Below are 24,017 nucleotides of genomic sequence, written 5' to 3'. Positions count from 1 at the left end.
CTGAGCTAACGAGACAATCAAAAAATGAAATTATGCCAAAAGAATATTTTTTTGTCAAGATCTAAAATAAAAATTTAAGCATATTCTTAAATATGCTTAAATTTAAACAATTAAGCTAAGTCCAACGACACTTTTCCATTTTTAATTTCTGCCACCTTAACCTTAACCTCGTTACCAATTTCTAGCTTTTCCTTGAATTTAGAATTATGCAATAAACCATCTACGCCATCTCTAAGTTCTACAAAAACTCCAAATTCTACAACTTTTTGAACTTTTCCTATAAATTCTTCTCCGATATCAAATTTAGGCACTTCTTTTCTATCGCGCTTTTTATTAGAACCTTTAGAATGAACTAAATTTAATATATATTCTTTGCTTTGAGAAATAAAATCATGATTAATTCCTGCTATTTTAACCTCACCTTTATCTCTATCTAAGTCAATATTAACTTCAAATTTTTCTATAATCTCTTTTATAGTTTTACCACCTTGGCCAATAATATCAGGGATTTTACTTGGATCTACATTAAAAATTTCAATCTTTGGTAAAATTGCTTCATTAACAACTATGTTTTGATTGGCCTCTTCCATTAATTGTAAAATGTGCTCCCTAGCTTCTTTTGCTTGATATAAAGCCTCTTTTAAAACTTGTTGCTCTATACCGCCAAGTTTTATATCCATCTGCAAAGCAGTGATTCCCTTGTAACTTCCTGCTACTTTAAAATCCATATCTCCATCATGATCCTCAAGACCCATAATATCTGTTAAAATAGCATATTTTTCATCTTCAAAAACAAGTCCCATTGCCACACCTGCCACTAGTTTTTCACTTTTTACCCCTGCGGCTCTTAAAGCCAAAGCACCACCACAAACAGTAGCCATAGAACTAGAACCATTACTTTCTAAAATTTCAGACACTAAACGAATAGTATGAATATAATCCGTATCAATACTAGGATGTAAAGCTCTTTTTGCTAAATTTCCATGCCCTAACTCTCTTCTACCTGGAGCTTTTATAGGAGTAGCCTCACCTACGGAAAAACCTGGAAAATTATAATTTACCATAAATTTTTCGCATATAGGATTTTTTTCTGTTAGTAAATCTGACATTTGCGCATCATTATCACTTCCCAAGGTAGCTATAACCAAAGCTTGAGTTTGCCCTCTAGTAAAAAGACACGATCCATGTGCATTTGGCAGAATATTTGTCTCTATATCTATCTTTCTAACATCTTTCAAGCCTCTACCATCTGCCCTTTTATTTTCATTAAGAATTTGACTTCTAACAAGCTCTCTTTTGCACAAATATAAAGCTTTCTCAATATCTTCAATTTTCCATTCATTTTCAATAGCATTAGCTTCATTTTCAATCTCTTTTGCTATTTGTGAGATTTCACTTGCTCTTTCACTTTTTGCCATTTGGTTAATTGCAATTTTAAGCTTTGAGATATAGGAATTTTTAATAAAATCAACAATTTTGCCACCATCTGTTTCTATTTTAAATTCAAGTTTGGAATTTTTTCTATAAGCAGCAAAAACTCTTTCATATTCATTAGAGCCACGCAAAATCGCATTACCTGCAAATTCTAAAGCCTTTAAAACATCATCCTCATTAAGCTCGTTCATACAATGTTGACCATTTTGTTTGTTTGCTAAAGCTCTCATTTCTATCATTAAAAGCTCATCTTTAACACCTGCCACATAAAGGTCTAGGGTGCTATTTTTTAATTCACTATTGCTTGGATTTAAAACAAATTCATTATTCATACGACCTATTCTTACACCACAAACTGGCGCTTTTATAGGAATATCACTTAAATATAAAGCAATGCTTGCGGCATTTAAACTCATCACTTGCAGATCTACTTCAGGATCAGCAGAAAGAACCATTACTACAATTTGAGTTGGATAGGCATAGCCTTTTGGGAAAAGAGGTCTTAAACTTCTATCTATAATCCTTGCACTTAAAGTTTCATTATCACCTGGTTTAGTTTCTCTTTTTACATAACCACCTGGAATTCTTCCTGCTGCATAAGCTTTTTCTATATATTGTACCGTAAGAGGTAAAAAATCCTCTTCTACCATTTTTTCTTCTCTAGCAACAGTTGCCAAAACTACAGCATTTTTTTCTTGCATTAAAACTGCACCTGCTGCTTGTTTTGCAACCTTATTAGTCTCAAATATTTCAAGATGATTATTAATATTTATTTCATGTCGCATGATTTTTCCTTTAATATTTTCATCATAGGCAAAAACCAAATAAGCTTTTTAAATTTTAAAAATTAAAACTTAAAAAGCCTGTTTTTGTTTTGCCTATAAATTTATATCTAAACAACCGATTGTTTAGATATAAATTTATCTCTTTAATGGAAGATAATATTTACTTTCTTCTAAAATATCTAAAATTTCATGAGCTTGCAAAATCGTTTTATTTTTAAAATAAAACTCAATATTCACAAAATGATCAATTTTTTGCACACAATAAACCTCATCTACAAAAACACCGATATATTCATATACATCACTTGGCATTAAAGCAGTAGCATAAACAATACTATTTACTTCTTCTTTTAACAAACTTTTAATACATGAAGAAGCAGTAATTCCACTTTCGCAACCTTCATGCAATATTAAAATATTTCCCCCTTTTAAATCCTTTAAAAGATTTCCTTTTCTATAACGATACACATTTTTTAAAATTTTTTCTTCGTAGGTTCTATTGGCTTCACCATAAATATAATCTAAACTTATATCAAAAGCTTTAACTAAAGCCTCATTATAAACCAACTCCTTTGTTTCACTAATCATAGCTATTTGACATTCATCATTATTAGGAGCTTTAATTTGTTCTGTAAATAAAAAATCATATGGAATTTCTAATTTTTGTGCTAGTGTATCAACAAAAACTATCGATTTTAAAGAAGGTGTAATAATAATATAATCTTTTAGTTTGTTTAATGGTAATATATCATATAATTTCTCAAGTGCATCTTTTTCATCTTCAAAAAATATCATATCGACCTTTCATTTTCCTCTAAAGAAAAATCATAAGATACTCCGCCTAATGGATAAAAATTAAACATAAAATATACACCACTTTGATCTTTAGCACTAATACCACCACTTGTAAGTTTAGGTGAAATATCTTTGCGATACATCAAAGAATAATTCCAACATTTTCTTTGATAAGTATAACCTATCTCCCATTTTTCAGGATCTTTGTTCAAATCAAACCACAATCCGCCAAAAATTTGATAATTAGTATTTATATCATATTGGGCTTTAGTTCCTATAAAATTATATTTTTCATTCTCATACATTCTATAAGCATGGTTTAAACTAATCTTCCATTCACCATAATCAAACAAAGCTTCACTAAAAACCTTATCAAAACGATTATCAACTCCAGAATATTCAGCTTCATTTCTTAAACTTATATAATCATTGTAAAAATATTCTACAACATTATCAAAAGCACCAAAGCTACCTTCTTTAGTAAAGTATTTAACCTTCAAGTTATGATATAATTTTTTTTTGCCTAAAGTATTATAAAAATACTGATACATTGAAAAATTAAGTTGCTCAGGATCATTTTTTAACTCTACAAAATCTTCAGTGATTTCACCTGATTTAGCTCCAGGTAGAAAATAATTAACCCCTAAATATAGAGTATGATAAAAATTTTCATATGGCTTTGAAAGATCTGTATATAAAGAAAAATTATGAGAATTTCTAAATAAATGTTCTTGATTTTTAACATCTGTATTAGAATAATCTACAAAATTTGCATATATCCTTTCTGTGAAAGCAAAATTTAAAAAATCATCAAAAAAACTCGTATGATAAATTAAAGGTAAATCAAAATCTAAAGTTTTAGCATAAATACCCGTATGTCTATAATACCTATGAAAAGAAGCATCCAAGCTATATTGTATATAATTATCAAAAAATCCATTTAAATATCTATGATATTGAAAAGATGGATATTCTTGTAAAGTATCTTTATTGCTAATTTTAGAAGTGTCTATATAATACTTTGCATAAGCACCATAATAATTATCATCATCTGATAAAAAATAATTTATTTTAGAAGTAACTAAAGAAGCTTCGGTTTTTGCGCTAGAACTTAAATTCATATAATCAACATCATTTAAATAAGTAGCATCAACCCATAAACCCTCTTGAAATTCTTCACCTAAAAGACTTTTAAATAAAGATTCATTGGAATATTTAACCCCTAAACCATAGTGTTCTTTATTTTTTAAATTTTCTTCTCTTTTGTAACTTGATTTTTCACCAAAAATACCACCGCTAATTTCACCTTGAGAATAAGGGGTATCAATAAATCTTAAAGTTGAGTATAAGCCATAACCTCTTTTTGTTCTAATCTGAGGTTCAAATTGAATGTCCGCATTATCATCAATAACATAATAAATTGGCTGATTATAATATAGCCCCTCACTTTGTTTTAAAACTACTTGGGGAATTAACAATCCGCTTTTTCTTTTAGTATCTACACTAAAACCAAAATAAGGTAAATACATTACCGGAACATTTTTTACATATAATCTTGCATTATAAAGATGTAAAAAATTACTCTCTTTGTTTAATTTGCCTTCATCAAAACGAATTTCCCAATCAGGATTTTCAACATTACAACTAGATACAACAGACTTTTTACTCATTACAAATTTGTCATCAATTTTAGCTTGATGACATTGTAGCCAAACCTCCAAATCATTATTTGAAAAAAATAAATTTTTAAAAGCTGTAGTGTTATCTTTTAAGTTAATCTTCGTATAAGTAGAATTAGTTCTTTCTTTTTGCCCCCTTAAGATATTAACATCTCCAAAAAGCTCCAAATCTTTTGTTGTTTCATTAAATTTAGCCTCGCTTGCAGTTATCAAATAAAAATCAGATACCACAACTACATTATTTTTTGCCTCTATAATATCATTTTTTTTAACAACATCCAAAGCATAGATATCTACTTTAGAAGCATATAAACTTCCTATGCAAGCCAAAGAAAGTAATATTTTACGCAAGATCTATCACCACTGTTTTGGCCGCATAATCATGCCAAGTTTTTAAAACGATATTGCTTAAAGCCCAAGCAAAACCCAAACCATACAACATATCACTAATTTGCCTCACACCTGCTCTTAAAGCACTTTGAATGAAATTTGGTTTATCTAATAAGTTTTGATCAATAACCATAATCTTCAAAAGCATTTTTCCTAAAGTTGCGCCATATAAATATGTAAATAAACTATGATATGTAAATTGCAAAATTAAAGTTCCACCAGCAAAACGTATTAAAAGATTGTGAATTTCATCATAAGTTTGCATAGAACTAATCTTATCAAATAAAATAATACTCACAATAGCTAAAATCACAAAACTATCAACAATATAAGCTAAAAATCTTTTTTTAAAACTTGCTATTTTTAGCTCTTCTTTTTCTAGTTTGTCAAATAATTCTTGATTTGCACTCATTTAAGAACCTGAAAAGCAATATCTTTTCTATGTTGTTTTCCTTTAAAATGAACATTATCACAAAGCATATAAGCGTTTTTTTGCGCTTCTTCAATACTTTTTCCAGTTCCTACACAAACTAATACACGACCACCACTAGCATATAGTTTGTTATTTTCTAAAATTACTCCAGCATAAGAAATATGAGAATTTTGCGGAATTTCTCCTATATCAATTAATGCTTTTGGAGAATCTTTATAAGGATAGTTTTTACTTGCACAAACCACACCTACTGCAAATTCATCTTTGATTTTTATACGAGTATTTGCAAGATTTTTATTCACACATGCTAAAAATAAATCCAAAGGATTTTCTATCAAAGGCATCAAAACTTCACACTCAGGATCACCAAAACGCACATTGTATTCTAAAACATAAGGTTTATTATTTACAACCATCAAACCTATAAACAATACTCCAACAAATTCAGCACCCTCTTCTTTCATACCTTTAAGAGTTGGTACTACTATATCTTTTTTTACTTGCTCTAATAAATTTTCACTTGCTAAAATACTTGGAGCATATGCACCCATTCCTCCTGTGTTTGGTCCCTTATCATTATCCAGTAATCTTTTATGATCTTGTGCAGCAGGTAACAATATAAAATCATCTCCATCACAAACTGCAAATACACTTAATTCAAATCCGTTGAGATATTCTTCTATAACAACAATCTTACCAGCTTCACCAAAACTCTCTCCGCTAAGCATATTTTTAGTAGCCTCTAAAGCTTCTTCATGGCTTTGAGCAATAATCACACCTTTGCCCGCACACAAACCATCTGCTTTTACCACTATAGGAGGAGTTAAACTCATAATAAATTTCTTAGCTTTCTCATAATCTGTTGTATTTAAAAATTTAGCTGTTTTAATTTTATATTTTTTTAAAAAACTCTTCATATAAGATTTTGAAGCTTCAAGCATAGCAGCAGCTTTAGTAGGACCAAAAATAGCAATATTATTTTCTTTAAAAAGATCTACTATACCCTCTGCTAGAAAATTTTCACTTCCAACTATGCAAAGATCAATCTCAGATGCCTTTGCATAAGCTGTAATAACCTTAGGATCTTTCATATTAAGATTTGTTCCTATTTTAGCGGTAGCACCATTTCCTGGTGCAAAATAAAATTCCAAATTATCATTTGTTTTTTGAAGAGCCAAAGCGATAGAATATTCCCTAGCACCGCTTCCTAATATTAAAATTTTCATTATTTTCCTTAAAATATCAAAACCCAAATGGCCGGAGTATAAGTGTCTGACCCTCAAAAAGTCAAAGTATGCCATTAGGTGATTTTTAAAGGCTGCAGCTTCTCGCTTTTTTCAAAACTCAAACGAAGTCACAGAACACGGTAAATCACACATCACAGCTTATAATTAATGTGTTGGATCCTCTTTAATACCATATCGAACCATTTAGGCATTCTAATTATAACTAAGAAAACTTAAAAATAGGGTTTAAAAGGATTTTTATAAAATTTTGAATTTAGTTTTAGAGTCCTTTTTTAAAAAATACTTTCCTTCTAAAATAACATCAGCAACAGATGCCCAAATAGTTTTTTCATCTACATAAACTATATCAAATTCAGTATTTTTCATCAATCCTTGATAATTTACTTTTTTAGGTGCATGCTTAACAACATAATAAGGATTCATTGCAAAAATTTGGATTTTCATATTAACATATAAATCAGGATTGGAAGTAACTATTAAAAAACTTTTTTCACATTCTTTTCTTACTTTTTTAACATAAGAAAGCAGTAATTGATCATTTGGATTTAGTGCATGTTTATTTAATCTATTTAAATAAAGTTCAGCAAAAGAAAGAGTGCAGAAAGAAATTTCGCTTGCAGTTTTAAAATAAGAATTTTTTATACTTGTTGATTTTAAAGATTTTTTCCAAATTTCTATATCTAATTTTGTAGCACATATATTTAAACCTTGTTTAATTTTCTCAAAAAGTTTCTCTCTAGCCATATTAAAACTATTATTAAAAATGGTAAGATTTTTTTCATAGAAAGACTTTCTCATTGCCTCTAATTTTTCAATGCTTTTTGTAAAATAATCTACTTCATTTTTTATTTCAACAAGCCTTTGTTTTTTACTTTGTATCATTTCTTCAAATTCTTGTCGTTTTTTGCCACTTTCTGTTTCTATTCTCGCTTGTTTTGATTTAATATCTGTAATCAAAGTACTCATTTGGCGATCAAGTGCTAATTTTCTATTTTTCCTATTGTCGATCGAAGCAAGAAGTGCTTGATAATGACATTGATGAGACAAAAAGACCTCATCATACAAACGCTCCATGTTGATATGTTTTTGTTTATCTTTCATATCTTTATAAGCCATTTCAAGATGTACTATAATATTTTTCATAGCAGAAAAGTCAGCTTGGTTAATGGTATTATCTGAAAAAAGCAAAGTATCCAAAGCCTTATGTAAAAAACGCTTCATAGCAAAAAAATCTATAATATATGGCACCTCATCTGTATTAATATCCTTCACAGCATTGATTGATAGTGTTTCATTATAAAAATACCTTTGAATGGCTTGTGGGATAGTCAAATTTAGAGTAATCTTATCAAGATTATCATAATCGGTTTCTCTATAAAGCTCTTGAACATAAGCATCACGCCTTGTTAGTCTTAAATCCTCCAATTCATCATCACTATCTGTTTTCCAAAAATCTCTTTCTTTGATAAAATCATTATCTCCAAATTCTTGAAATTTAGAAGGTCTTAAATCTGTAATATGCTTTCCATCGGATCTAAACTCAACAAACATACCAACCGTTGGCATGCTTCTTTTATCGTGCCAAGCATGTTTATTAAATTCAAAAAATGTTTTTGCAAGATTAATTACTGTTCCTCTTCCAGTACCATCCACATAAACCATTATTTTTCCATGCATATCCAAATCCTTGATCTAAAGAAAAATTAAATTCTTATTTTAACTTTGTTTTCATAAATTTACAATAATATTTTAAAATTTATTAAAAATAACTATCTTAGGTATTTAATCTATGTTTTTATATCAATACTTTAAAAATCCAAAGCAAACAGGAGCATTTTGTGCAAGCTCAAAAAAACTAAGCAAACTCATAACCTCTCATGTCCAACATGCAAAAAATATTATTGAAATAGGACCTGGAACAGGAAGTTTTACCAAATATATCCTTAAGCAAAAAAATCATGATGCAAGATTTTTTGCAGTTGAAATTAATCCACATATGGCAAAAAAACTACAACAAAATATAAAAAATATAGATTTAGAAATTAGATCAGCGGAATTTCTACCTGATATGTTAGAAAAAAGAGCAATCAACAACGCGGACTTAATTATTTCTGGAATTCCTTGGGCTTTATTAAATTCCAAAGAACAAGATTTATTATTAAAGTCCATTCATGAAGTTTTAGAGAAAAATGGTTGCTTTGCAACATTTGCATATATACTGCCCACGCCAAAAGGAAGAGCTTTTAAGAAAAAACTTTTTACTACTTTTAGCAAGGTAGAAATTTCACCTATCATTTGGCAAAATCTCCCTCCTGCTTTTGTTTATTTTTGCACTAAATAACTATTCCCATTCAATAGTCGCTGGCGGCTTACTAGAAATATCATACACCACACGATTAATTCCTTCTACTTCATTAATAATACGGCGTGAAATATTTTCTAGTAACTCATAAGGTAAATGAGAAAAAGTAGCTGTCATACCATCACTTGCATTCACCACACGCACACAAACTGCATTATCATAAGTCCTATTATCTCCCATTACGCCAACACTTTGCACATTTAAAAGCACGCAAAAAGCCTGCCATGTTTTATCATACCAACCACTGCTTTTTAATTCTTCAATCAAAATCACATCAGCTTTTCTCAAAAGCTCCAAACTAGGCTCATTTACTTCACCCATAATGCGTATAGCAAGCCCTGGTCCCGGAAAAGGATGACGATAAACTACATCTTTACTCAAGCCAAGTTCTATTCCTAAAGCTCTTACCTCATCTTTAAAAATTTCTTTTAGAGGTTCAATAAGTTTTAAATTCATCTTTTCAGGTAACCCACCCACATTATGATGAGATTTTATGGTTTTACTAGCTCCTACAACCGAACTTTCAATAATATCAGTATATAAAGTTCCTTGTGCTAAATATTTTACATCTTTATGTTTTTTAGCTTCTTCTTCAAAAACCTCTATAAAGGTATTTCCTATAATTTTTCTCTTTTGCTCAGGATCCCTAACACCCGCTAAGCGACTTAAGAAAATCTCCCTAGCATCAATACTAATTAGATCAATACCTAAAGTATGTCTAAACATATATTCAACTTGCTCTTTTTCACCGCTTCTTAAAAGACCATTATCAACAAATACTACTACCACTTGATCTTTTATCGCACTTGCTAGTAATGCAGCCACTACACTGCTATCAACCCCACCACTAACAGCACATAATACCTTATCATTACCCACTTCTTCTTTAATTTTTTGCGCTTGAGTTTTTGCAAAAGATCCCATATTCCATATACTATCACAATTACATGCATACTTAGCGAAATTTTTTAAGATGCTTTTTCCAAACTCACTATGTTGAACTTCAGGGTGAAATTGTAAAGCAAAAAATTTACGCTTTTCATCTCCAAATACACAAAAAGGACTATTTTCGCTTGTTGCTAAAACCTCAAAACCTTGTGGTAAATTTTCTACCTTATCAGAATGACTCATCCATACCGTTTGTTTTTTAGGTAAATTTTTAAACAAGTCACTATCATTTTGAATATCTATAGTTGCTTTGCCATATTCTTTATGACCTGCTGGAGCTACATTTGCACCAAAATGATGTGCCATAAGTTGCATACCATAACAAATTCCTAAAACTGGTATATTTAAATCAAAAACACCTTTATCACAAAAATAAGCATCATTTGCATATACACTAGCCGGTCCACCGCTTAAAATAATACCCTTAGGCTCTTTAATTTTAATTTCATCTAAACTTACATTAAAAGGTAAAATTTCTGCATATACGCCCTGCTCTCTTAATCTTCTTGCAATGAGCTGTGTATATTGCGAACCAAAGTCCAAAACCAAAATATCTGCTTTTTTCATCTAACTCCTTTATAAATTTAACAATTGAAATTGTACATACCAAACTATAATAGATACTATATATCCAACTAAAATCGTCCATGCATATTTTAAATGAGAATTAAAAGTATAAATTCCTTTCATTTTTCCCATTACCCCCACACCAGCTGCTGAGCCAAAGCTTATCAATGATCCTCCAATTCCTGCTGTAAGAGTTACTAAAAGCCATTGAGTATCATCCATACTTGGATTAGCTTTTAATACCGCACTCATAACCGGAACATTATCTACAATAGCAGATAAAAATCCTACGCTTATATTAATACTAGTAGCTCCAAATTTTGTATAAAGATCGGAAGCATAAGCAAGCCATCCAACAAAATGTAAAGCGCCCACAGCAGATAAAATTCCAAAGAAAAATAATAAAGTATCCATTTCAATACGCGTCATATAATGAAAAATATTTAAATCTTTTTTACCTTGTTTTCTATTGAAAAAATACATATATAAGCTGAGCAAAGAAAGACCAAAAATCATACCCCACATTGCAGGCAAATCGCAAATACTATGGATAAAAACTGCTAAAGCGATAGTTAAAAAACCAAGCACAATAAATACTTTACCACCTGGCTTAATTTCAACTTTTTCTAGATTATCTTTATGAAAATTTGGCTCAACATCAGGCACATAACGCGATAGCAAATAAGCCGTAAGAAACCATCCAATAAAAGAAGCAGGAAAAAGAGCAAAAAATTCAAAAAAAGTAGCTTTTTTTGCCGTCCAAACCATCAAAGTAGTAATATCACCAAATGGCGACCAAGCTCCGCCAGCATTAGCTGCTACTACAATATTTATAGCGCCTGGGATTAAAAATTCTTTATTATGTTTATCTATAGTTAAAAGCACAGTGGATAAAATCAAAGCCGTTGTAAGATTATCTGCAATCGGAGAGATAAAAAAAGCCAAAATTCCTGTTAGCCAAAATAATTTTCTATAAGTATAACCCTTGCTTACAAGCTTATATTTTAAAGTTTCAAAAACCGATCTTTCTATTAATGCTTCTATAAAAGTCATTGCTGCTATTAAGAAAAACACAATTTGTGCGATTTCCAAGATAAGATGATTAACGCTTTCTTCAAGTATTTGCGTGTCTAAATCATTTACTACCATATATATACCAACGACAATAAAAGAAAATGTTCCTATAAATAAAGCAGGTTTAGTTTTATTGATATGATATTTTTCTTCCGCTGCTATAAAATAATACCCCAATACAAAAATTATTAAAACACTTACACCTAAAGCACTAAAAGCCAAATTTAACTCATGAGTTTGACCTGCTAATAAAAAGCTAATACTAAAACAAAGCAAAAAAAGTATTCTACTCATATTTCACTCTCCAAAGATTGGAATTTTTTTATTTCCTTTACGCTGCCATTATTATCTTTTATTTCATAAAATGGAGCAGCTTTATAACCACATGCACTTAAAAATATTAATAAAAAAAATGTTACAATAATTAAATGGAAGTTAAAAATGATATTAAAACAAGTCGTGATGTTATTGATATATTTGCTAATTCTGAAAAATATAAACATTATAGACCTTTAAAAGCACTTTTGCAATATAAAGAGTTTTTAAAACTGTTTAACCATAATCACCAACAAATGATTACTAAACTCTTTATAAAAAATAATACTTTGATTATTTTAGTTAAACACCACATTGCATATATGGAGCTTAATCACGATAATACCAAAAAAATGATTAAAAGTCTCATAAAAAACTATATTTTAGCTAAGCCAATGAGTAATTTTGCAAAAGTGGAAAATATAAAAATACTTAGCGACAAAAACTTTATATCCAAAAACAATACTTTTAGCGCACATAAAAAAACTCATCTAGAGCTTTCTAATGGAAATTTTAAAAATCATTTTGAAAATCCTATTTTATATAATAAATTTGAAGAACTACGAAAGCTTATAAAAAATGCTTGAAAATGAACTCAAAACCTTACCTAATTTACCTGGCGTGTATCAGTATTTTGATATACAAGGTAAGCTTTTATATGTAGGTAAAGCCAAGAATTTAAAAAACCGCGTTAGAAGTTATTTTAATTTCACTCCAAATCTTTGCCCAAATCCTAGCAATAGTTTAAGAATTCAAAAGATGATTAGCCAAACACATCATTTAGAATTTATTACCACAAAAAGCGAGGCTGATGCTTTAATACTAGAAAATTCTTTTATAAAACAATTACACCCAAAATACAATATATTATTAAGAGATGATAAAACCTACCCTTATATTTATATAGACTTAAATGAAGATTTTCCAAGATTTGAAATTACAAGAAAAATCATCAAAAAAAATAAAATAAAATACTTTGGTCCATTTTTTAAAGGCGCAAAAGAGCTTTTAAATGCTTTATATTTATCTTTTGAGCTAAGACAAAAGAAATCTTGCAAAGAACTTTGTCTTTTTTATCAGATTAAGCGTTGCAAAGGTCCGTGCGAGCAAAAAATTTCTAAACAAGAATATGAAAAAATTATCCAAAAAGCCACACAAGCTCTTTTAAATCCCTTATCTTTAACAAAAAATTTAGAAAATAAAATGCTTGAGTACGCAAAGAGTGAAAACTACGAAGAAGCAGCTCTTATAAGGGATCAAATTAAAACAATTGAAGATTTAAGTGTAAAAATACAAATAGACCTTGCAAAATTAGAAGATTTTGATATTTATGCTATTTATTGCGAAGAAAACATACTCTCCATGGTGCGTTTTGTAATAAATAATGGTAAAATCATTAGTTCAAACCATAAAATACTAGCTCTTAATAATCAAAACGAATTTGACTTAAATGCAATTTATAAACAATATATTCTAGAAAATTACACTCAAGAATCTCCAATAAAATCAACTCATATTTATACACACAAAGATTTTGAAGACATGAAGCTACTGCAAGATCTACTCAGCGAGAGATTTTCTAAAAAATTTTACCTTAAATCGCCAAAACTTGGTGAAAAAAAAGCCCTGTGTGAGCTTGCTCTAGAAAATGCAAAAATAAACATACAAAAGCATTTAAAAAATGAAAGTTATTTATTTTTAAAAGAATTAAAAGATTTTTTCAATCTGCAAAATTATCCCAATCATATAGAAATTTTTGATAATTCTCATATGCAAGGTGATGCAATTGTAGGTGCTTTAGTAACCTTCAAAGATGGGAAATTTGATAAAAGCTCTTATAGACACTATCATTTATCTTATAAAAATGATTATGATCAAATGCTTCAAATCCTTAGTAAAAGAGCTTTATCCTTTGATAAAAATCCACCGCCTGATTTATGGCTGATTGATGGTGGGAATGCCTTATTGAAACTAGCAAATGATATTATTAAAAGTTCTGGAGCAAATGTGGATATTTTAGCTATATCTAAAGAAAAAATAGATGCTAAAGCTTATAGAGCAAAAGGAAGTGCAAAAGATAAAATTTATACTCAAGAAGGAAAAATTCAACTTTCTACCGATGATAAAAAATTGCAATTTTTACAAAAATTACGCGATGAGGCACATCGCTTCGCAATTAGTTTTCACCAAAAAACAAAAAGAAAACAGGACCTACAAAGCTCTAAGTTGATACAACTTGGAATCTCTCAAGGTTATATTAAAAAATTTTTAGATTATTATGGTAGTTTTGATAAAATCAGTAAAGCCGATTTTAATGAATTAAAATCACTTTCTAATATAAAAATAGCCAAAATAATTAAGGAAAATTTATGATATTTTTTATTAGTTCTTTAACTTTGATTTTATGTTTTTTCAATTATTATTTTTTATATCCAATTGATCAAAAATTATTCTATATTTATACCTCTATTAGTATTTTAATATTTATCGCTACATGTATTTATTTAATCATAAAAAATCAAAAACTTAAAAAAGATAATATCATTATTCAAGAAATAGAAAAATTTTTAAAAATATCAAGTTCAACCTCTTTAATAGATCTAAAAGAAAAATTAAAAACATCATTTGAGCTAACGCAAAAACAATTGCAAGATCAAAAAATACAAAACAAACTTTTACAAAAAAACTTACAATATCTTATTCAAAGTTTTAACTATATGCGATTAGAAAATTCCATTACACTAAAACCGATTTTAAAAAAATATCAAATAAATACAAAAACAAAAAATATTATTTTTAAGAATATCCACGCATGCATTGTAAATGATGATGTGATTGAAAATTTTTTAGTACAATGTATTTTATTAGATATAGGCATTAGTAGTGAAATTTTTGATGATTTTCAAAAAGTAGAGAAAAAATATTCCTTTATTATTTCAAAGAAGAAAATAAAAAATACGCTAAACTACACATTTGTAGATGTCAATGTCAAAGATCTTATCAATTTTTTAAGTACAAATTTTAAAGAAGAAAGTTATCAAATAGCAAATTTATACAATGTATTGATTTTTAAATCTTCTAGTTTTGAAAATAATCTAATTTTAAATATAACCAATCAATTTTGCTCAAATAATCAAATCGTAGATAGCCTAAGTGATTTTAAGAACGCTTTAAAATTAAATTTTAGATTAATTTTGGTTGATTATGAAGTCATAAAGTTCGATATTTTATATTTTAGTCAAATACTACATGAATATAAAATACAAAATTCACAAAATAAAATTTTACTTTTTACCAAAAATAGAGTTAAAAATTGTGATTTTGCCGATGAAATTATAAATGACATTAGCAAAAATGAATGGATAATTTTACTTAAAAAATATATTAATCAAGTTTAGTTCTATGATTAATAGCCTTATGTAAAGATATAAAATCGACATTTTCCAAACTAACACCGCTTGGAATACCTTGGGCTATTTGGGAAAAACTCAAATTTAAATCCTTTAATTTTTCCTCTATAAAAAAAACTACAGCATCTGAATTTAAGCCTTGAGTAAAAGCGAAAAAAATTTCTTTAGTATTTTTGTTTTCAATCATTACTCTTAATTTAGTAATATTTTCTTCGTTGGTATTTTCTAGTACAAAATAAAGCCCATCATAGCTTTTACTATCTTCTAAAATTAATACATCTTTAGGATCTTGCACTATACAAATAATATTATTATTTCTTTCTATATCAGAACAAACTTCACATAATTCATTTTCACTTAAAGCCCCGCATTGTATACATTTTTTAATCCCTCTAATGGATTCTTCAATACTATAAGCAAGTTTAGAACCTAGCAAAGGATCTTTTATACAAACATGATAAGCAAGTCTTAATGCGGACTTTTTACCGATAGTAGGCAATGCAGAAAATACATTTACCAATTCATTAAATTTTTCTAAATCTTTCAAGTCATTTTAACCTTGAAAAAACAATCTTAAAAATATGATAACCATCTTCATAACTATAAGTTAAATTATAACCATGAAGATTGCAAATATTATTGATAATATAAAGCCCTAATCCCATACCTTCAACTTGAGTATTTTGTTCTCTTACAAAAGGTTTCAAATAATAATCAAAAGTTTTTTTAAGTTGAACCCCTTTATTTCTAACAATTACATAGTCCCCTGAACATATAATCTCACAAGCTTTATCGTCAGAATATTTAATAGCATTATCAATCAAATTTTTAAGCATTAAGGAAAAAAGTTCTAAATCAGCAACAATCATAGTATCTTCTTTGTAAGAAATCTTAACTTTTTGATAAAAATCATCTCTCATGAGATAATCTTCAGCCTGCTCTAAAATTAAGCTCAAATGATAAGTTTGCAAATTTAGTTGGCAATTTCTAGATAAAACTTTTTCAATTTTACCAAATTCATCAATCAATAATTCAAGTCTTTCAAAAATCGCTACTAAGCGGTCTTTTTGTTTTTGATTGTCTAGCATCTCACAAACTATCCTACCTTTTCCAATAGGTGTTTTAAGTTCATGCATAATCATTCTTAAAAAAAATTGTCTTGATTTTACTAATTCTTGTATTTTATTAATAGCATGGTCAAATTCAAAAGAAATTTCTGAAATCTCATCATTAATTTGTGAATATTCGGATAAAGGTTCTATTTTTCCAGCACTAATATTTTTAATTTTCTTTTTTAAAATTTTTAAAGGCATTAAAGATCTTAAAACAGAAAAATATAAAAATATAATCAAAATCAAACTAAAAAAGAAACTTAGTAAAAACAAATACTCTAAACGCGTAGATGCATTTAGCTCATAAAGCTGCTTTAAATTAATTTGTTCAACATAAAAAAAAATTTGATTATGATAAATAATAGAAGAAAAACTACCGTAAGCAGAATTAACCTTAAGCACCTTTTCACCTTTTGCAACTATATGTTTTGCACTGCGTTCATTTTCAACTATTTTAAAAGACTTAGAAAGAAGATAATCATGAATTGAAAAACCTTCTTTTCTTTCTAAATTATATATAATTTTTTCTACAATTTCTTTTTGTCTATTTTGCTCATTGGTTAAATAAGAATCAACCTGAACCTTACCCAAGAGCACAAACAAAGCACAAACAAACAAAAAAGCCGTTGCGAAAAGAACGGTAATCTTAAGATTAATAGTTACTTTCATCCTATTAATTTATATCCTATCCCTCTAACTGAAAAAATATGCTTTGGTGCCTTCGAACTATCGCCGATCTTAGTTCTAAGCCTACCAATAATTACATCTAAACTTTTAGAATCTTTATCTTTCAAGCTTTTGCAGTGATACACAAGCTGCTCTCTGCTAACTGAAAATCCATGTTGTCTTATCATATAACTTAAAATTTCATATTCAGCAGGAGTTAAAATTAAAACCTCTTCATTGTAACTAATCTCATGTCTTTTTTCATCAATTTTAAAAGCTGAATTGATTATTTTTTCAGGAGTTTCATTTACGCGTTTTGAACGACGGATTAAACTCATAATTCTTGCATGCATTTCTTTAGGATCGTAAGGCTTTGGCAAATAATCATCCGCACCTATTTGAAGTCCTACAATTTTATCACTTAAATCGCTTCTAGCTGAAGAAATAATAATAGGAATACTATATTTTTCTCTTATTTCGCGACAAACTTCAAGACCATCAAGTCCAGGTAAAGTTAAATCAAGAATTAAACAATCATAATTTTTTATACCAGCACTCATTCCCAAATACGGATCTTCATAATTAGTAACTTTGATATTAAATTGGGCCAAATATTCTGCTAAAAACTCTGCAAAATCTGGATCATCTTCGATCATTAAAACATTAATCATCTCTACCCCTTATTAGTGAAAATATGTTACAAACTTAATATTATAACACATAATTTAACTATTCATTTATTTTTTTGCTAAAATTATAATATTAATTTTTCAAGAGAGGAAAAAAGTGGAACTTAATTATTATGAAATATTAGAAATTTCTCAAACTTCAGATAAAGAAACTATAAAAAAAGCTTATAGAAAAATGGCATTAAAATATCATCCTGATAGAAATCAAGGAGATAAAGAAGCTGAAGAAAAATTTAAACTTGTCAATGAAGCTTATGAAGTACTTAGCAATGATGAAAAGCGAAGTATATATGATAGATACGGCAAAGAAGGATTAAAAGGACAAGCCGGTGGTTTTGGTGGTTTTGGAGATGTTGATTTAGGGGATATATTTTCAAGTTTTTTTGGAGATGGATTTGGTTTTGGAAACTCAACGCGTAAAAAAGAAAGAGGAAAAAAATATCCACATGATTTAAAAATAGCGGTAAAGATTAGCTTCAAAGAGGCTGTTTTTGGCTGCAAAAAAGAAATTGATTTTACCTATAAAACATTTTGTAAAATATGCAATGGTAGTGGATCAGAAAATGGAAAAGAAGATATTTGTTCTCATTGTGGAGGAAAAGGACAAGTTGGTGTTAGACAAGGTTTTATGACTTTTGTACAAACTTGTGATCATTGTAAGGGCAGTGGGAAAATAATAAAAAATAAGTGTAAAACATGCCATGGAAATGGTTATGAAGAAATAAAAGATCATATAGAACTTGATATACCAGAAGGTATTGATAATGGTATGAGTCTTAGAGTGCAAAACAAAGCAAATGAGCTTCCAAATTCTTCTCAAAGAGGTGATTTGTATATCAAAATCGTTGTAGAAGATGATAATAAATTTATTAGACATGATGATGATATATATACCATAGTACCTGTATTTTTTACCCAAGCTGCTCTTGGAAAGACAATTAAAATTTCCACCATAAGAGGAGAGGCTGATCTTAAACTTCCAGTGGGTGCAAAAGATAAACAAAAATTTGAATTAGCTAATGAAGGTGTTAAAAATATTCACAATGGAAAACTTGGTTCGCATATTGTACAAATTGAAATAAAATTTCCAAAAACACTTACTGATGAACAAAAAAATCTACTATTGCAACTTGAAAAAAGCTTTGGCTTAGAAAATGAGGAAGCTTTTATAGAACAAGAAAGCTTGTTTGATAAAATCAAATCTTGGTTTAGTCACTAAGGAAGTTTTAAAGCCATCTCCATGGCTTTATAAATTTCTTCTGTTTTTTGACACTCTAAAAATAACTCAAAAGCAAAAACACCTTGCCATAAAAGCATTTGCATGCCATCTTTTATTTTTAATCCATTTTCTCGTGCCAACTTTAAAAAAGATGTTTCTCTACTATAAATAACATCAAAAGCATACTTAGTTTTTTGAAAAATATTTTTTAAAATCCTTTCTTCGCAAGGTAAACTTTCATCATGTAAACCTGCACTAGTCGTATTTATTATCAAATCAAATTGTGTATTTAAATCAAGTTGATCATATAAAAAACATGGATAATTATTTAAATTTTTAAATCTAACACTAGAGCGATTTGCTATTGCAACTTCAATATTTATAGATTTTAAAGCATAAGCTAAAGCTTTAGCGGTGCCACCAGCACCTAAAATCAAAGCATTTTTAATAGAAAAAAAATTTTCAATTGCTTTTAAAAATCCTAGATAATCTGTATTATAAGCATAAATTTTACCATCTTTGTTTATTAAAGTATTGGCAGATCCTATTTGCTTAACACTTTCATCACAAAAATCTGCAATTTTATACGCTTCTTCTTTAAAAGGTATAGTAATATTTGCTCCATCAAATTTTTGAACAATTTCTTTTAATTTTGCTTTATTTTTTAAATGGTATCTTGTATATATTGCGTCTTTTTTAAGAACTTGTAAAGCATTATTGTGCATTCTTGTGGATTTAGAATGCACAATAGGATCACCTATAACTGTGAAAATTTTCATTTTACTCTAAAAGTAAAAGCACCTTTTGCGATTTTAGAACGCACCTTTTCCAATTCAGCTTTTAATTCGCTTTCTTTATAAGGCCCAACTAAAACTTTTGTAAGTTCTTTGCCATTTACTGTTGTTTTGTAAATTTTATATTCATATCCATTTTCTTTAAGTATATTTAATTCTTTTGATTTAGGATCAAGACTATTTAAAGAAAAAACTTGGATATAAGTACCTGCTGCAAGGTGTGTTTGAGTCTGCGGTGTTTTTATGCTCTCAAACAATTCATTTGCATTGCTTTGCTCTGGGGTTTTTGGCTTTTCAACAACATTAGTTTTTGATTTTTCAGAAGGTTTTTGAATTGGTTTTTCTATAGATTTTTCTACAGGCTTAATCTCTTCTTGTTTTTCTTCCACCTTAGCTGGTTCTTCTTTTGGTTCTGTTGATGTAATTTGATCTAATACACTATTGCTTGGAATTTCCTGTTTTTCCTCTATGGTATTATTTGCATCAGCCAATGAACTTTCTTCTTTCAGTTTTCTAGCTAAAGCTTCAAATTCATCCTCTTCTTTAGTATTATCTGTAATAGGCAAAGAATTAAAATTATTTTCATAAGAAGCTTGCTCTTGCGGCTCTGATGGCATTTGTAGTGATTTTTCCTCGCCTGGATCATTAATTAACTTCATTGCTATCATTACTACCAAAAACACAATAATTAAAATAATCGATCTGAGTAAAATTTTTTTAAGTTTTTCACTTTTATTGCTTTTTTGCAAGATAATATCATCAAATTCATTTTTGTTGTTTTCTTCCATTTTTCATCCTTTCAAAAATTACATATGTTTAGACCAAGAAGCGCCACGCTCTTTTTGATAAACCTCATAAGGTAAAGTTAAAATATTAAATTCCTTAGGTATATCCATACTAGGAAAAACTTTCCACTCTACAGGCATTTTTTGAGAAAAAAGCAAAGATAATTTTGATCCCAAAGAGCATGCTTCATTAAAAGTAGTATGTCCTTTATGGATATACAAATGCAAATGATTATTAGTTCTTGTTTTATAGGCAGTAAAATTTATAAAACCTTCTTCCCTTAAAACAAGCTGTGCTCTATGCCAAAAACGCTCTGCGTTAAAACCATTGTAATCAAATACAATATTTTCAACCTTATCAAAACTATTAATCAAAGAGTGTGCTACAATAATCTTTTTTTCCATATGTTCTTGTATAACATTAGCTGTCAAAGGAGCATTTACTTTTTCGAATTTATCAAAAAAAATTCTACCTTTATGCTCATATTTGTTAATTATAGCATTACGCTTAATATAATAATGGCTTGTAACCATTTTAATTAAAGCCAAATCCATAGTTGTAATCAAAATAAAGCCCTTTCATAAATAATAAAATTACTTGCCAAATTTTTCAGTTTAACTTTAATCTCTTCTTGTAGTTTTGTATTTTGTATATCATCTAAAATATCAGCTATATAATTTGCAACAATAGCAATTTGCTCCTCTTTAAAACCTCTTGCTGTTAAAGCTGCTGTTCCAAGTCTTAAACCACTCGTTACAAATGGACTTCTAGTTTCCCCTGGAACCGTATTTTTATTTGCTGTAATACCTGCTCTTTCTAAAGCTAAATCTGCATCTTTACCACTAAAATCTTTATTTAAAAAGCTTAATAAAATTAAATGATTATCAGTACCACCGCTAACTAAATCATATTTTCTATCTATTAGAACTTGAGCCAAGGTAGCAGTATTTTTAATGATTTGCTTAGCATAAATTTTCCACTCATCACTTAAGTTATATTTAAATCCAACAGCTTTGGCGGCAATTACATGCATTAATGGACCACCTTGAATACCCGGAAAAATTGCAGAATTGATTTTTTTGGCAATTTCTTCATCGTTACTCATAATAATCCCGCCTCTTGGACCTCTTAAAGTTTTATGTGTTGTAGAGCTTACAACATGAGCATAGGGAAACGGGCTAGGATGCTCACCTGCTACAACCAATCCTGCAATATGCGCAACATCAGCAAATAAATATGCGCCAACCTCATCTGCTATTTCTCTAAATTTAGCAAAATCAATCACTCTAGGATAAGCACTAGCACCACAAACAATAAGTTTTGGCTTAACTTCTTTTGCTATCTCTCTAACTTTATCATAATTAATTCTCCCATCAAGCTCTACCCCATAAAAAAAACTTTCATAAACTTTTCCAGAAGAACTTACTTTAGAACCGTGAGTTAAATGTCCTCCGTGACTTAAATCCATACCCAAAATTCTATCACCAGGATTTAACAATGCCATGTATACACCTTGATTTGCTTGAGAACCTGAATTAGGTTGTACATTGGCAAAATTACAATTAAAAAGTTTTTTACATCTTTCTATAGCAATTGTCTCAATTTCATCAACAAATTCGCATCCACCATAATATCTTTTACCAGGATAGCCTTCTGCATATTTATTTGTTAAAATACTCCCCATTACTTCCATTACTTCTGGTATAGTGAAATTCTCACTCGCTATCATTTCAAGACCATCACATTGTCTTGCTAGCTCCTTTTGGGTTAAATCAAAAATTTCTTTATCAAAATTTTCCAACATTTACTCTCCTTTTACCTCATTTTTAAGTGGTCTCATAGCTGGGAAAAGCACTACATCACGAATTGATTTTTTATTAATTAAAAGCATAACTAGCCTATCTATTCCTATGCCTTGACCTGCAGTTGGTGCCATAGCATAGCCCAATGCATTAACAAAATCTTCATCCATTTCACATGCTTCCTCATCACCTGCATTTTTAGCTTCAATTTGCTTTAAGAATCTCTCATATTGATCTAGCGGATCATTAAGCTCATTAAATCCATTAGCAATCTCTCTACCCGCGATAAACAATTCAAATCTTTCAGCAATATCCTTATCCTTGTCACTCCTTCTAGACAAAGGACTTATAGAAATAGGAAAATCTATTACAAAAGTGGGATTAATCAACTTATCTTCAACATAATTATCAAAAAGTTCAGCTTGCAAATGACCTAATTCTAATTTTTCATTGGCTTCAAAACCATCTTTTTTTAATTTTTCTAAAATTAATTCTTTATTATTAATAAGCTCATCATCTAAACCGCCATATTTTTTCAAAGCATCTTTATAAGTAATTCTTTCAAATGGTTTAGAAAAATCAATTATTTTTTCATCAAATTCGAGCTTTTTATCTAAATTTAATTTATCCAAAAGCATAGCAAAAAGCTCTTCTGTTAAATCCATTAAATCATGATAATTGTGATAAGCCCAATAAAACTCGATTGTGGTAAATTCAGGATTATGTGTTAAATCCATTCCTTCATTTCTAAAACATCTATTAATCTCATAAACTGCCTCAAAACCACCTACAATCAAACGCTTTAGATATAATTCTGGAGCAATTCTTAAAAATCTTTCCACGCCTAAAGCATTATGATAAGTCACAAAAGGCTTTGCATTTGCTCCTCCTGCAATAGGATGCATCATTGGTGTTTCAACCTCTAAAAATCCTTTATTATCAAAAAAAGATCTAATGTAAGAAACAATTTTAGAACGCAAAATAAAATCTTTTCTTACTTCACTATTCATGATCATATCAAGGTATCTTTTTCTATATCTTTGCTCAATGTCAGTAAGCCCATGATATTTTTCCGGTAAAGGCACTATGGCTTTTGTAGCTATTTGAATTTGCTCAACATGAAGACTAAATTCTCCTGTTTTAGTCATAAAAGGAAAACCTTTAACCAAAACAATATCCCCTACTTCAAGATATTTTTTTAAAATAGCAAAGTATTCTTCCCCTAAAATATTTTGATTAAAATAAATTTGAATATTATCTTGCTCATCTTCTATATTGGCAAATACCGATTTACCAGCTATTCTAAGAAGTTTTAATCTTCCTGCTAACACTCCATATACTTTTTCATCACGCTGATTTTCCGTATCTTTAATGTATGCAAATTTATTTTTATATTCGACTATACTCATTTCTTTTTTCAAAAAATGTGGATATGGATTAATTCCTAGCTTTTTTAATTCTTGTGCTTTTTGAATTTTTTGTTGTTCTAAAATATTATCAAACATTAATT

At 28.9% G+C, this 24,017-nt stretch carries 21 protein-coding genes; 5 read left to right on the top strand and 16 right to left on the bottom strand.

The window, feature by feature from the left end; all coding sequences use genetic code 11:
* Positions 1–110 precede the first annotated feature (110 nt).
* The 6 genes from L8W56_RS06850 to L8W56_RS06825 all read right to left on the bottom strand — a co-directional run bounded on the left by L8W56_RS06850 (position 111) and on the right by L8W56_RS06825 (position 8,440).
* Complete coding sequence (locus L8W56_RS06850) at positions 111–2,219, bottom strand: polyribonucleotide nucleotidyltransferase (RefSeq protein ID WP_263659813.1); 2,109 nt, start codon at positions 2,217–2,219, stop codon at positions 111–113.
* A 135-nt stretch (positions 2,220–2,354) separates the two neighbouring features.
* A complete protein-coding gene (locus L8W56_RS06845; protein WP_263659812.1) occupies positions 2,355–3,014 on the bottom strand; it encodes a phosphoribosyltransferase family protein in 660 nt (219 codons plus the stop codon).
* Positions 3,011–5,047 carry an LPS-assembly protein LptD gene (locus L8W56_RS06840; protein ID WP_263659814.1) on the bottom strand — a complete coding sequence of 679 codons (2,037 nt, stop codon included), beginning with the start codon at positions 5,045–5,047 and terminating at the stop codon, positions 3,011–3,013. The genes L8W56_RS06845 and L8W56_RS06840 overlap by 4 nt, the downstream gene beginning before the upstream one ends.
* Positions 5,037–5,495 (bottom strand): RDD family protein, encoded by a 459-nt coding sequence (locus tag L8W56_RS06835; protein ID WP_133319881.1) that lies wholly within the window; start codon positions 5,493–5,495, stop codon positions 5,037–5,039. Before L8W56_RS06835 ends, L8W56_RS06840 begins: the two co-directional genes overlap by 11 nt.
* Positions 5,492–6,742, bottom strand: a complete 1,251-nt coding sequence (gene purD, locus L8W56_RS06830; protein WP_263659811.1) for a phosphoribosylamine--glycine ligase — start codon at positions 6,740–6,742, stop codon at positions 5,492–5,494. The genes L8W56_RS06835 and purD overlap by 4 nt, the downstream gene beginning before the upstream one ends.
* Before the next feature lie 258 nt (positions 6,743–7,000).
* Positions 7,001–8,440: a hypothetical protein gene (locus tag L8W56_RS06825; RefSeq protein WP_263659810.1), complete on the bottom strand. Its 1,440-nt coding sequence runs from the start codon at positions 8,438–8,440 to the stop codon at positions 7,001–7,003.
* Between the two features lie 112 nt (positions 8,441–8,552).
* Between L8W56_RS06825 and L8W56_RS06820 the strand changes: the two genes are divergently transcribed.
* A complete protein-coding gene (locus L8W56_RS06820; RefSeq protein WP_263659809.1) occupies positions 8,553–9,104 on the top strand; it encodes a class I SAM-dependent methyltransferase in 552 nt (183 codons plus the stop codon).
* On the opposite strand, the gene guaA is transcribed toward L8W56_RS06820, so the two are convergent.
* A complete protein-coding gene (guaA, locus tag L8W56_RS06815; RefSeq protein WP_220567179.1) occupies positions 9,105–10,640 on the bottom strand; it encodes a glutamine-hydrolyzing GMP synthase in 1,536 nt (511 codons plus the stop codon).
* 9 nt (positions 10,641–10,649) lie between these two features.
* On the bottom strand, positions 10,650–12,008 hold the full coding sequence (gene nhaD, locus L8W56_RS06810; RefSeq protein ID WP_263659808.1) for a sodium:proton antiporter NhaD: 1,359 nt from the start codon (positions 12,006–12,008) through the stop codon (positions 10,650–10,652).
* A gap of 134 nt (positions 12,009–12,142) precedes the next feature.
* Between nhaD and L8W56_RS06805 the strand changes: the two genes are divergently transcribed.
* Genes L8W56_RS06805 through L8W56_RS06795 form a run of 3 tightly spaced genes read left to right on the top strand, consistent with a single transcriptional unit; the run spans position 12,143 to position 15,427 of the window.
* Positions 12,143–12,616 carry a hypothetical protein gene (locus L8W56_RS06805; protein WP_263659807.1) on the top strand — a complete coding sequence of 158 codons (474 nt, stop codon included), beginning with the start codon at positions 12,143–12,145 and terminating at the stop codon, positions 12,614–12,616.
* Positions 12,609–14,402, top strand: a complete 1,794-nt coding sequence (gene uvrC / locus L8W56_RS06800) for an excinuclease ABC subunit UvrC (protein WP_263659806.1) — start codon at positions 12,609–12,611, stop codon at positions 14,400–14,402. The genes L8W56_RS06805 and uvrC overlap by 8 nt, the downstream gene beginning before the upstream one ends.
* Positions 14,399–15,427, top strand: coding sequence for a hypothetical protein (locus tag L8W56_RS06795; protein ID WP_263659805.1), 1,029 nt, complete (start codon positions 14,399–14,401; stop codon positions 15,425–15,427). Before uvrC ends, L8W56_RS06795 begins: the two co-directional genes overlap by 4 nt.
* On the opposite strand, the gene recR is transcribed toward L8W56_RS06795, so the two are convergent.
* Genes recR through L8W56_RS06780 form a run of 3 tightly spaced genes read right to left on the bottom strand, consistent with a single transcriptional unit; the run spans position 15,414 to position 17,888 of the window.
* Entirely contained in the window at positions 15,414–15,986 is a 573-nt protein-coding gene (recR, locus tag L8W56_RS06790) for a recombination mediator RecR (RefSeq protein ID WP_263659804.1), read from the bottom strand. The two genes, L8W56_RS06795 and recR, sit on opposite strands and share 14 nt — an antisense overlap.
* A 1-nt stretch (position 15,987) precedes the next feature.
* Positions 15,988–17,220: an ArsS family sensor histidine kinase gene (locus L8W56_RS06785; RefSeq protein ID WP_263659803.1), complete on the bottom strand. Its 1,233-nt coding sequence runs from the start codon at positions 17,218–17,220 to the stop codon at positions 15,988–15,990.
* On the bottom strand, positions 17,217–17,888 hold the full coding sequence (locus tag L8W56_RS06780) for a response regulator transcription factor (protein WP_066006696.1): 672 nt from the start codon (positions 17,886–17,888) through the stop codon (positions 17,217–17,219). Before L8W56_RS06780 ends, L8W56_RS06785 begins: the two co-directional genes overlap by 4 nt.
* 115 nt (positions 17,889–18,003) lie before the next feature.
* On the opposite strand from L8W56_RS06780, the gene dnaJ reads away from it, so the two are divergent.
* On the top strand, positions 18,004–19,125 hold the full coding sequence (gene dnaJ / locus L8W56_RS06775) for a molecular chaperone DnaJ (protein ID WP_133319869.1): 1,122 nt from the start codon (positions 18,004–18,006) through the stop codon (positions 19,123–19,125).
* On the opposite strand, the gene L8W56_RS06770 is transcribed toward dnaJ, so the two are convergent.
* From L8W56_RS06770 to lysS, 5 genes are read right to left on the bottom strand one after another with little or no spacing between them, the layout of a single operon-like run.
* On the bottom strand, positions 19,122–19,904 hold the full coding sequence (locus L8W56_RS06770; protein WP_263659802.1) for a shikimate dehydrogenase: 783 nt from the start codon (positions 19,902–19,904) through the stop codon (positions 19,122–19,124). The two genes, dnaJ and L8W56_RS06770, sit on opposite strands and share 4 nt — an antisense overlap.
* Complete coding sequence (locus L8W56_RS06765) at positions 19,901–20,707, bottom strand: SPOR domain-containing protein (RefSeq protein WP_263659801.1); 807 nt, start codon at positions 20,705–20,707, stop codon at positions 19,901–19,903. Before L8W56_RS06765 ends, L8W56_RS06770 begins: the two co-directional genes overlap by 4 nt.
* A gap of 18 nt (positions 20,708–20,725) precedes the next feature.
* Positions 20,726–21,271: a DUF1882 domain-containing protein gene (locus L8W56_RS06760; protein ID WP_133319866.1), complete on the bottom strand. Its 546-nt coding sequence runs from the start codon at positions 21,269–21,271 to the stop codon at positions 20,726–20,728.
* A complete protein-coding gene (locus L8W56_RS06755) occupies positions 21,268–22,509 on the bottom strand; it encodes a serine hydroxymethyltransferase (protein WP_133319865.1) in 1,242 nt (413 codons plus the stop codon). Before L8W56_RS06755 ends, L8W56_RS06760 begins: the two co-directional genes overlap by 4 nt.
* On the bottom strand, positions 22,510–24,012 hold the full coding sequence (gene lysS / locus L8W56_RS06750) for a lysine--tRNA ligase (RefSeq protein ID WP_220567169.1): 1,503 nt from the start codon (positions 24,010–24,012) through the stop codon (positions 22,510–22,512).
* Between the last annotated feature and the right edge of the window lie 5 nt (positions 24,013–24,017).

The sequence above is a fragment of the Campylobacter sp. IFREMER_LSEM_CL1085 genome, assembly GCF_025772235.1.
Taxonomy (GTDB): domain Bacteria; phylum Campylobacterota; class Campylobacteria; order Campylobacterales; family Campylobacteraceae; genus Campylobacter_D; species Campylobacter_D lari_D.
The sequence above is the reverse complement of the archived record's forward strand: the minus strand, read 5'-3'. Positions and strand labels throughout refer to the sequence as shown.

Excerpts from the sequence above, each read along its gene's own strand:
- L8W56_RS06835 (WP_133319881.1), bottom strand. The coding sequence starts at position 5,495 with ATGAGTGCAAATCAAGAATTATTTGACAAACTAGAAAAAGAAGAGCTA.
- L8W56_RS06805 (WP_263659807.1), top strand. The coding sequence starts at position 12,143 with ATGGAAGTTAAAAATGATATTAAAACAAGTCGTGATGTTATTGATATA.
- L8W56_RS06850 (WP_263659813.1), bottom strand. The coding sequence starts at position 2,219 with ATGCGACATGAAATAAATATTAATAATCATCTTGAAATATTTGAGACT.
- purD (WP_263659811.1), bottom strand. The coding sequence starts at position 6,742 with ATGAAAATTTTAATATTAGGAAGCGGTGCTAGGGAATATTCTATCGCT.
- guaA (WP_220567179.1), bottom strand. The coding sequence starts at position 10,640 with ATGAAAAAAGCAGATATTTTGGTTTTGGACTTTGGTTCGCAATATACA.
- lysS (WP_220567169.1), bottom strand. The coding sequence starts at position 24,012 with ATGTTTGATAATATTTTAGAACAACAAAAAATTCAAAAAGCACAAGAA.
- L8W56_RS06825 (WP_263659810.1), bottom strand. The coding sequence starts at position 8,440 with ATGCATGGAAAAATAATGGTTTATGTGGATGGTACTGGAAGAGGAACA.
- L8W56_RS06765 (WP_263659801.1), bottom strand. The coding sequence starts at position 20,707 with ATGGAAGAAAACAACAAAAATGAATTTGATGATATTATCTTGCAAAAA.
- uvrC (WP_263659806.1), top strand. The coding sequence starts at position 12,609 with ATGCTTGAAAATGAACTCAAAACCTTACCTAATTTACCTGGCGTGTAT.
- L8W56_RS06820 (WP_263659809.1), top strand. The coding sequence starts at position 8,553 with ATGTTTTTATATCAATACTTTAAAAATCCAAAGCAAACAGGAGCATTT.
- nhaD (WP_263659808.1), bottom strand. The coding sequence starts at position 12,008 with ATGAGTAGAATACTTTTTTTGCTTTGTTTTAGTATTAGCTTTTTATTA.
- L8W56_RS06795 (WP_263659805.1), top strand. The coding sequence starts at position 14,399 with ATGATATTTTTTATTAGTTCTTTAACTTTGATTTTATGTTTTTTCAAT.
- L8W56_RS06780 (WP_066006696.1), bottom strand. The coding sequence starts at position 17,888 with ATGATTAATGTTTTAATGATCGAAGATGATCCAGATTTTGCAGAGTTT.
- L8W56_RS06845 (WP_263659812.1), bottom strand. The coding sequence starts at position 3,014 with ATGATATTTTTTGAAGATGAAAAAGATGCACTTGAGAAATTATATGAT.
- L8W56_RS06785 (WP_263659803.1), bottom strand. The coding sequence starts at position 17,220 with ATGAAAGTAACTATTAATCTTAAGATTACCGTTCTTTTCGCAACGGCT.
- L8W56_RS06770 (WP_263659802.1), bottom strand. The coding sequence starts at position 19,904 with ATGAAAATTTTCACAGTTATAGGTGATCCTATTGTGCATTCTAAATCC.
- L8W56_RS06755 (WP_133319865.1), bottom strand. The coding sequence starts at position 22,509 with ATGTTGGAAAATTTTGATAAAGAAATTTTTGATTTAACCCAAAAGGAG.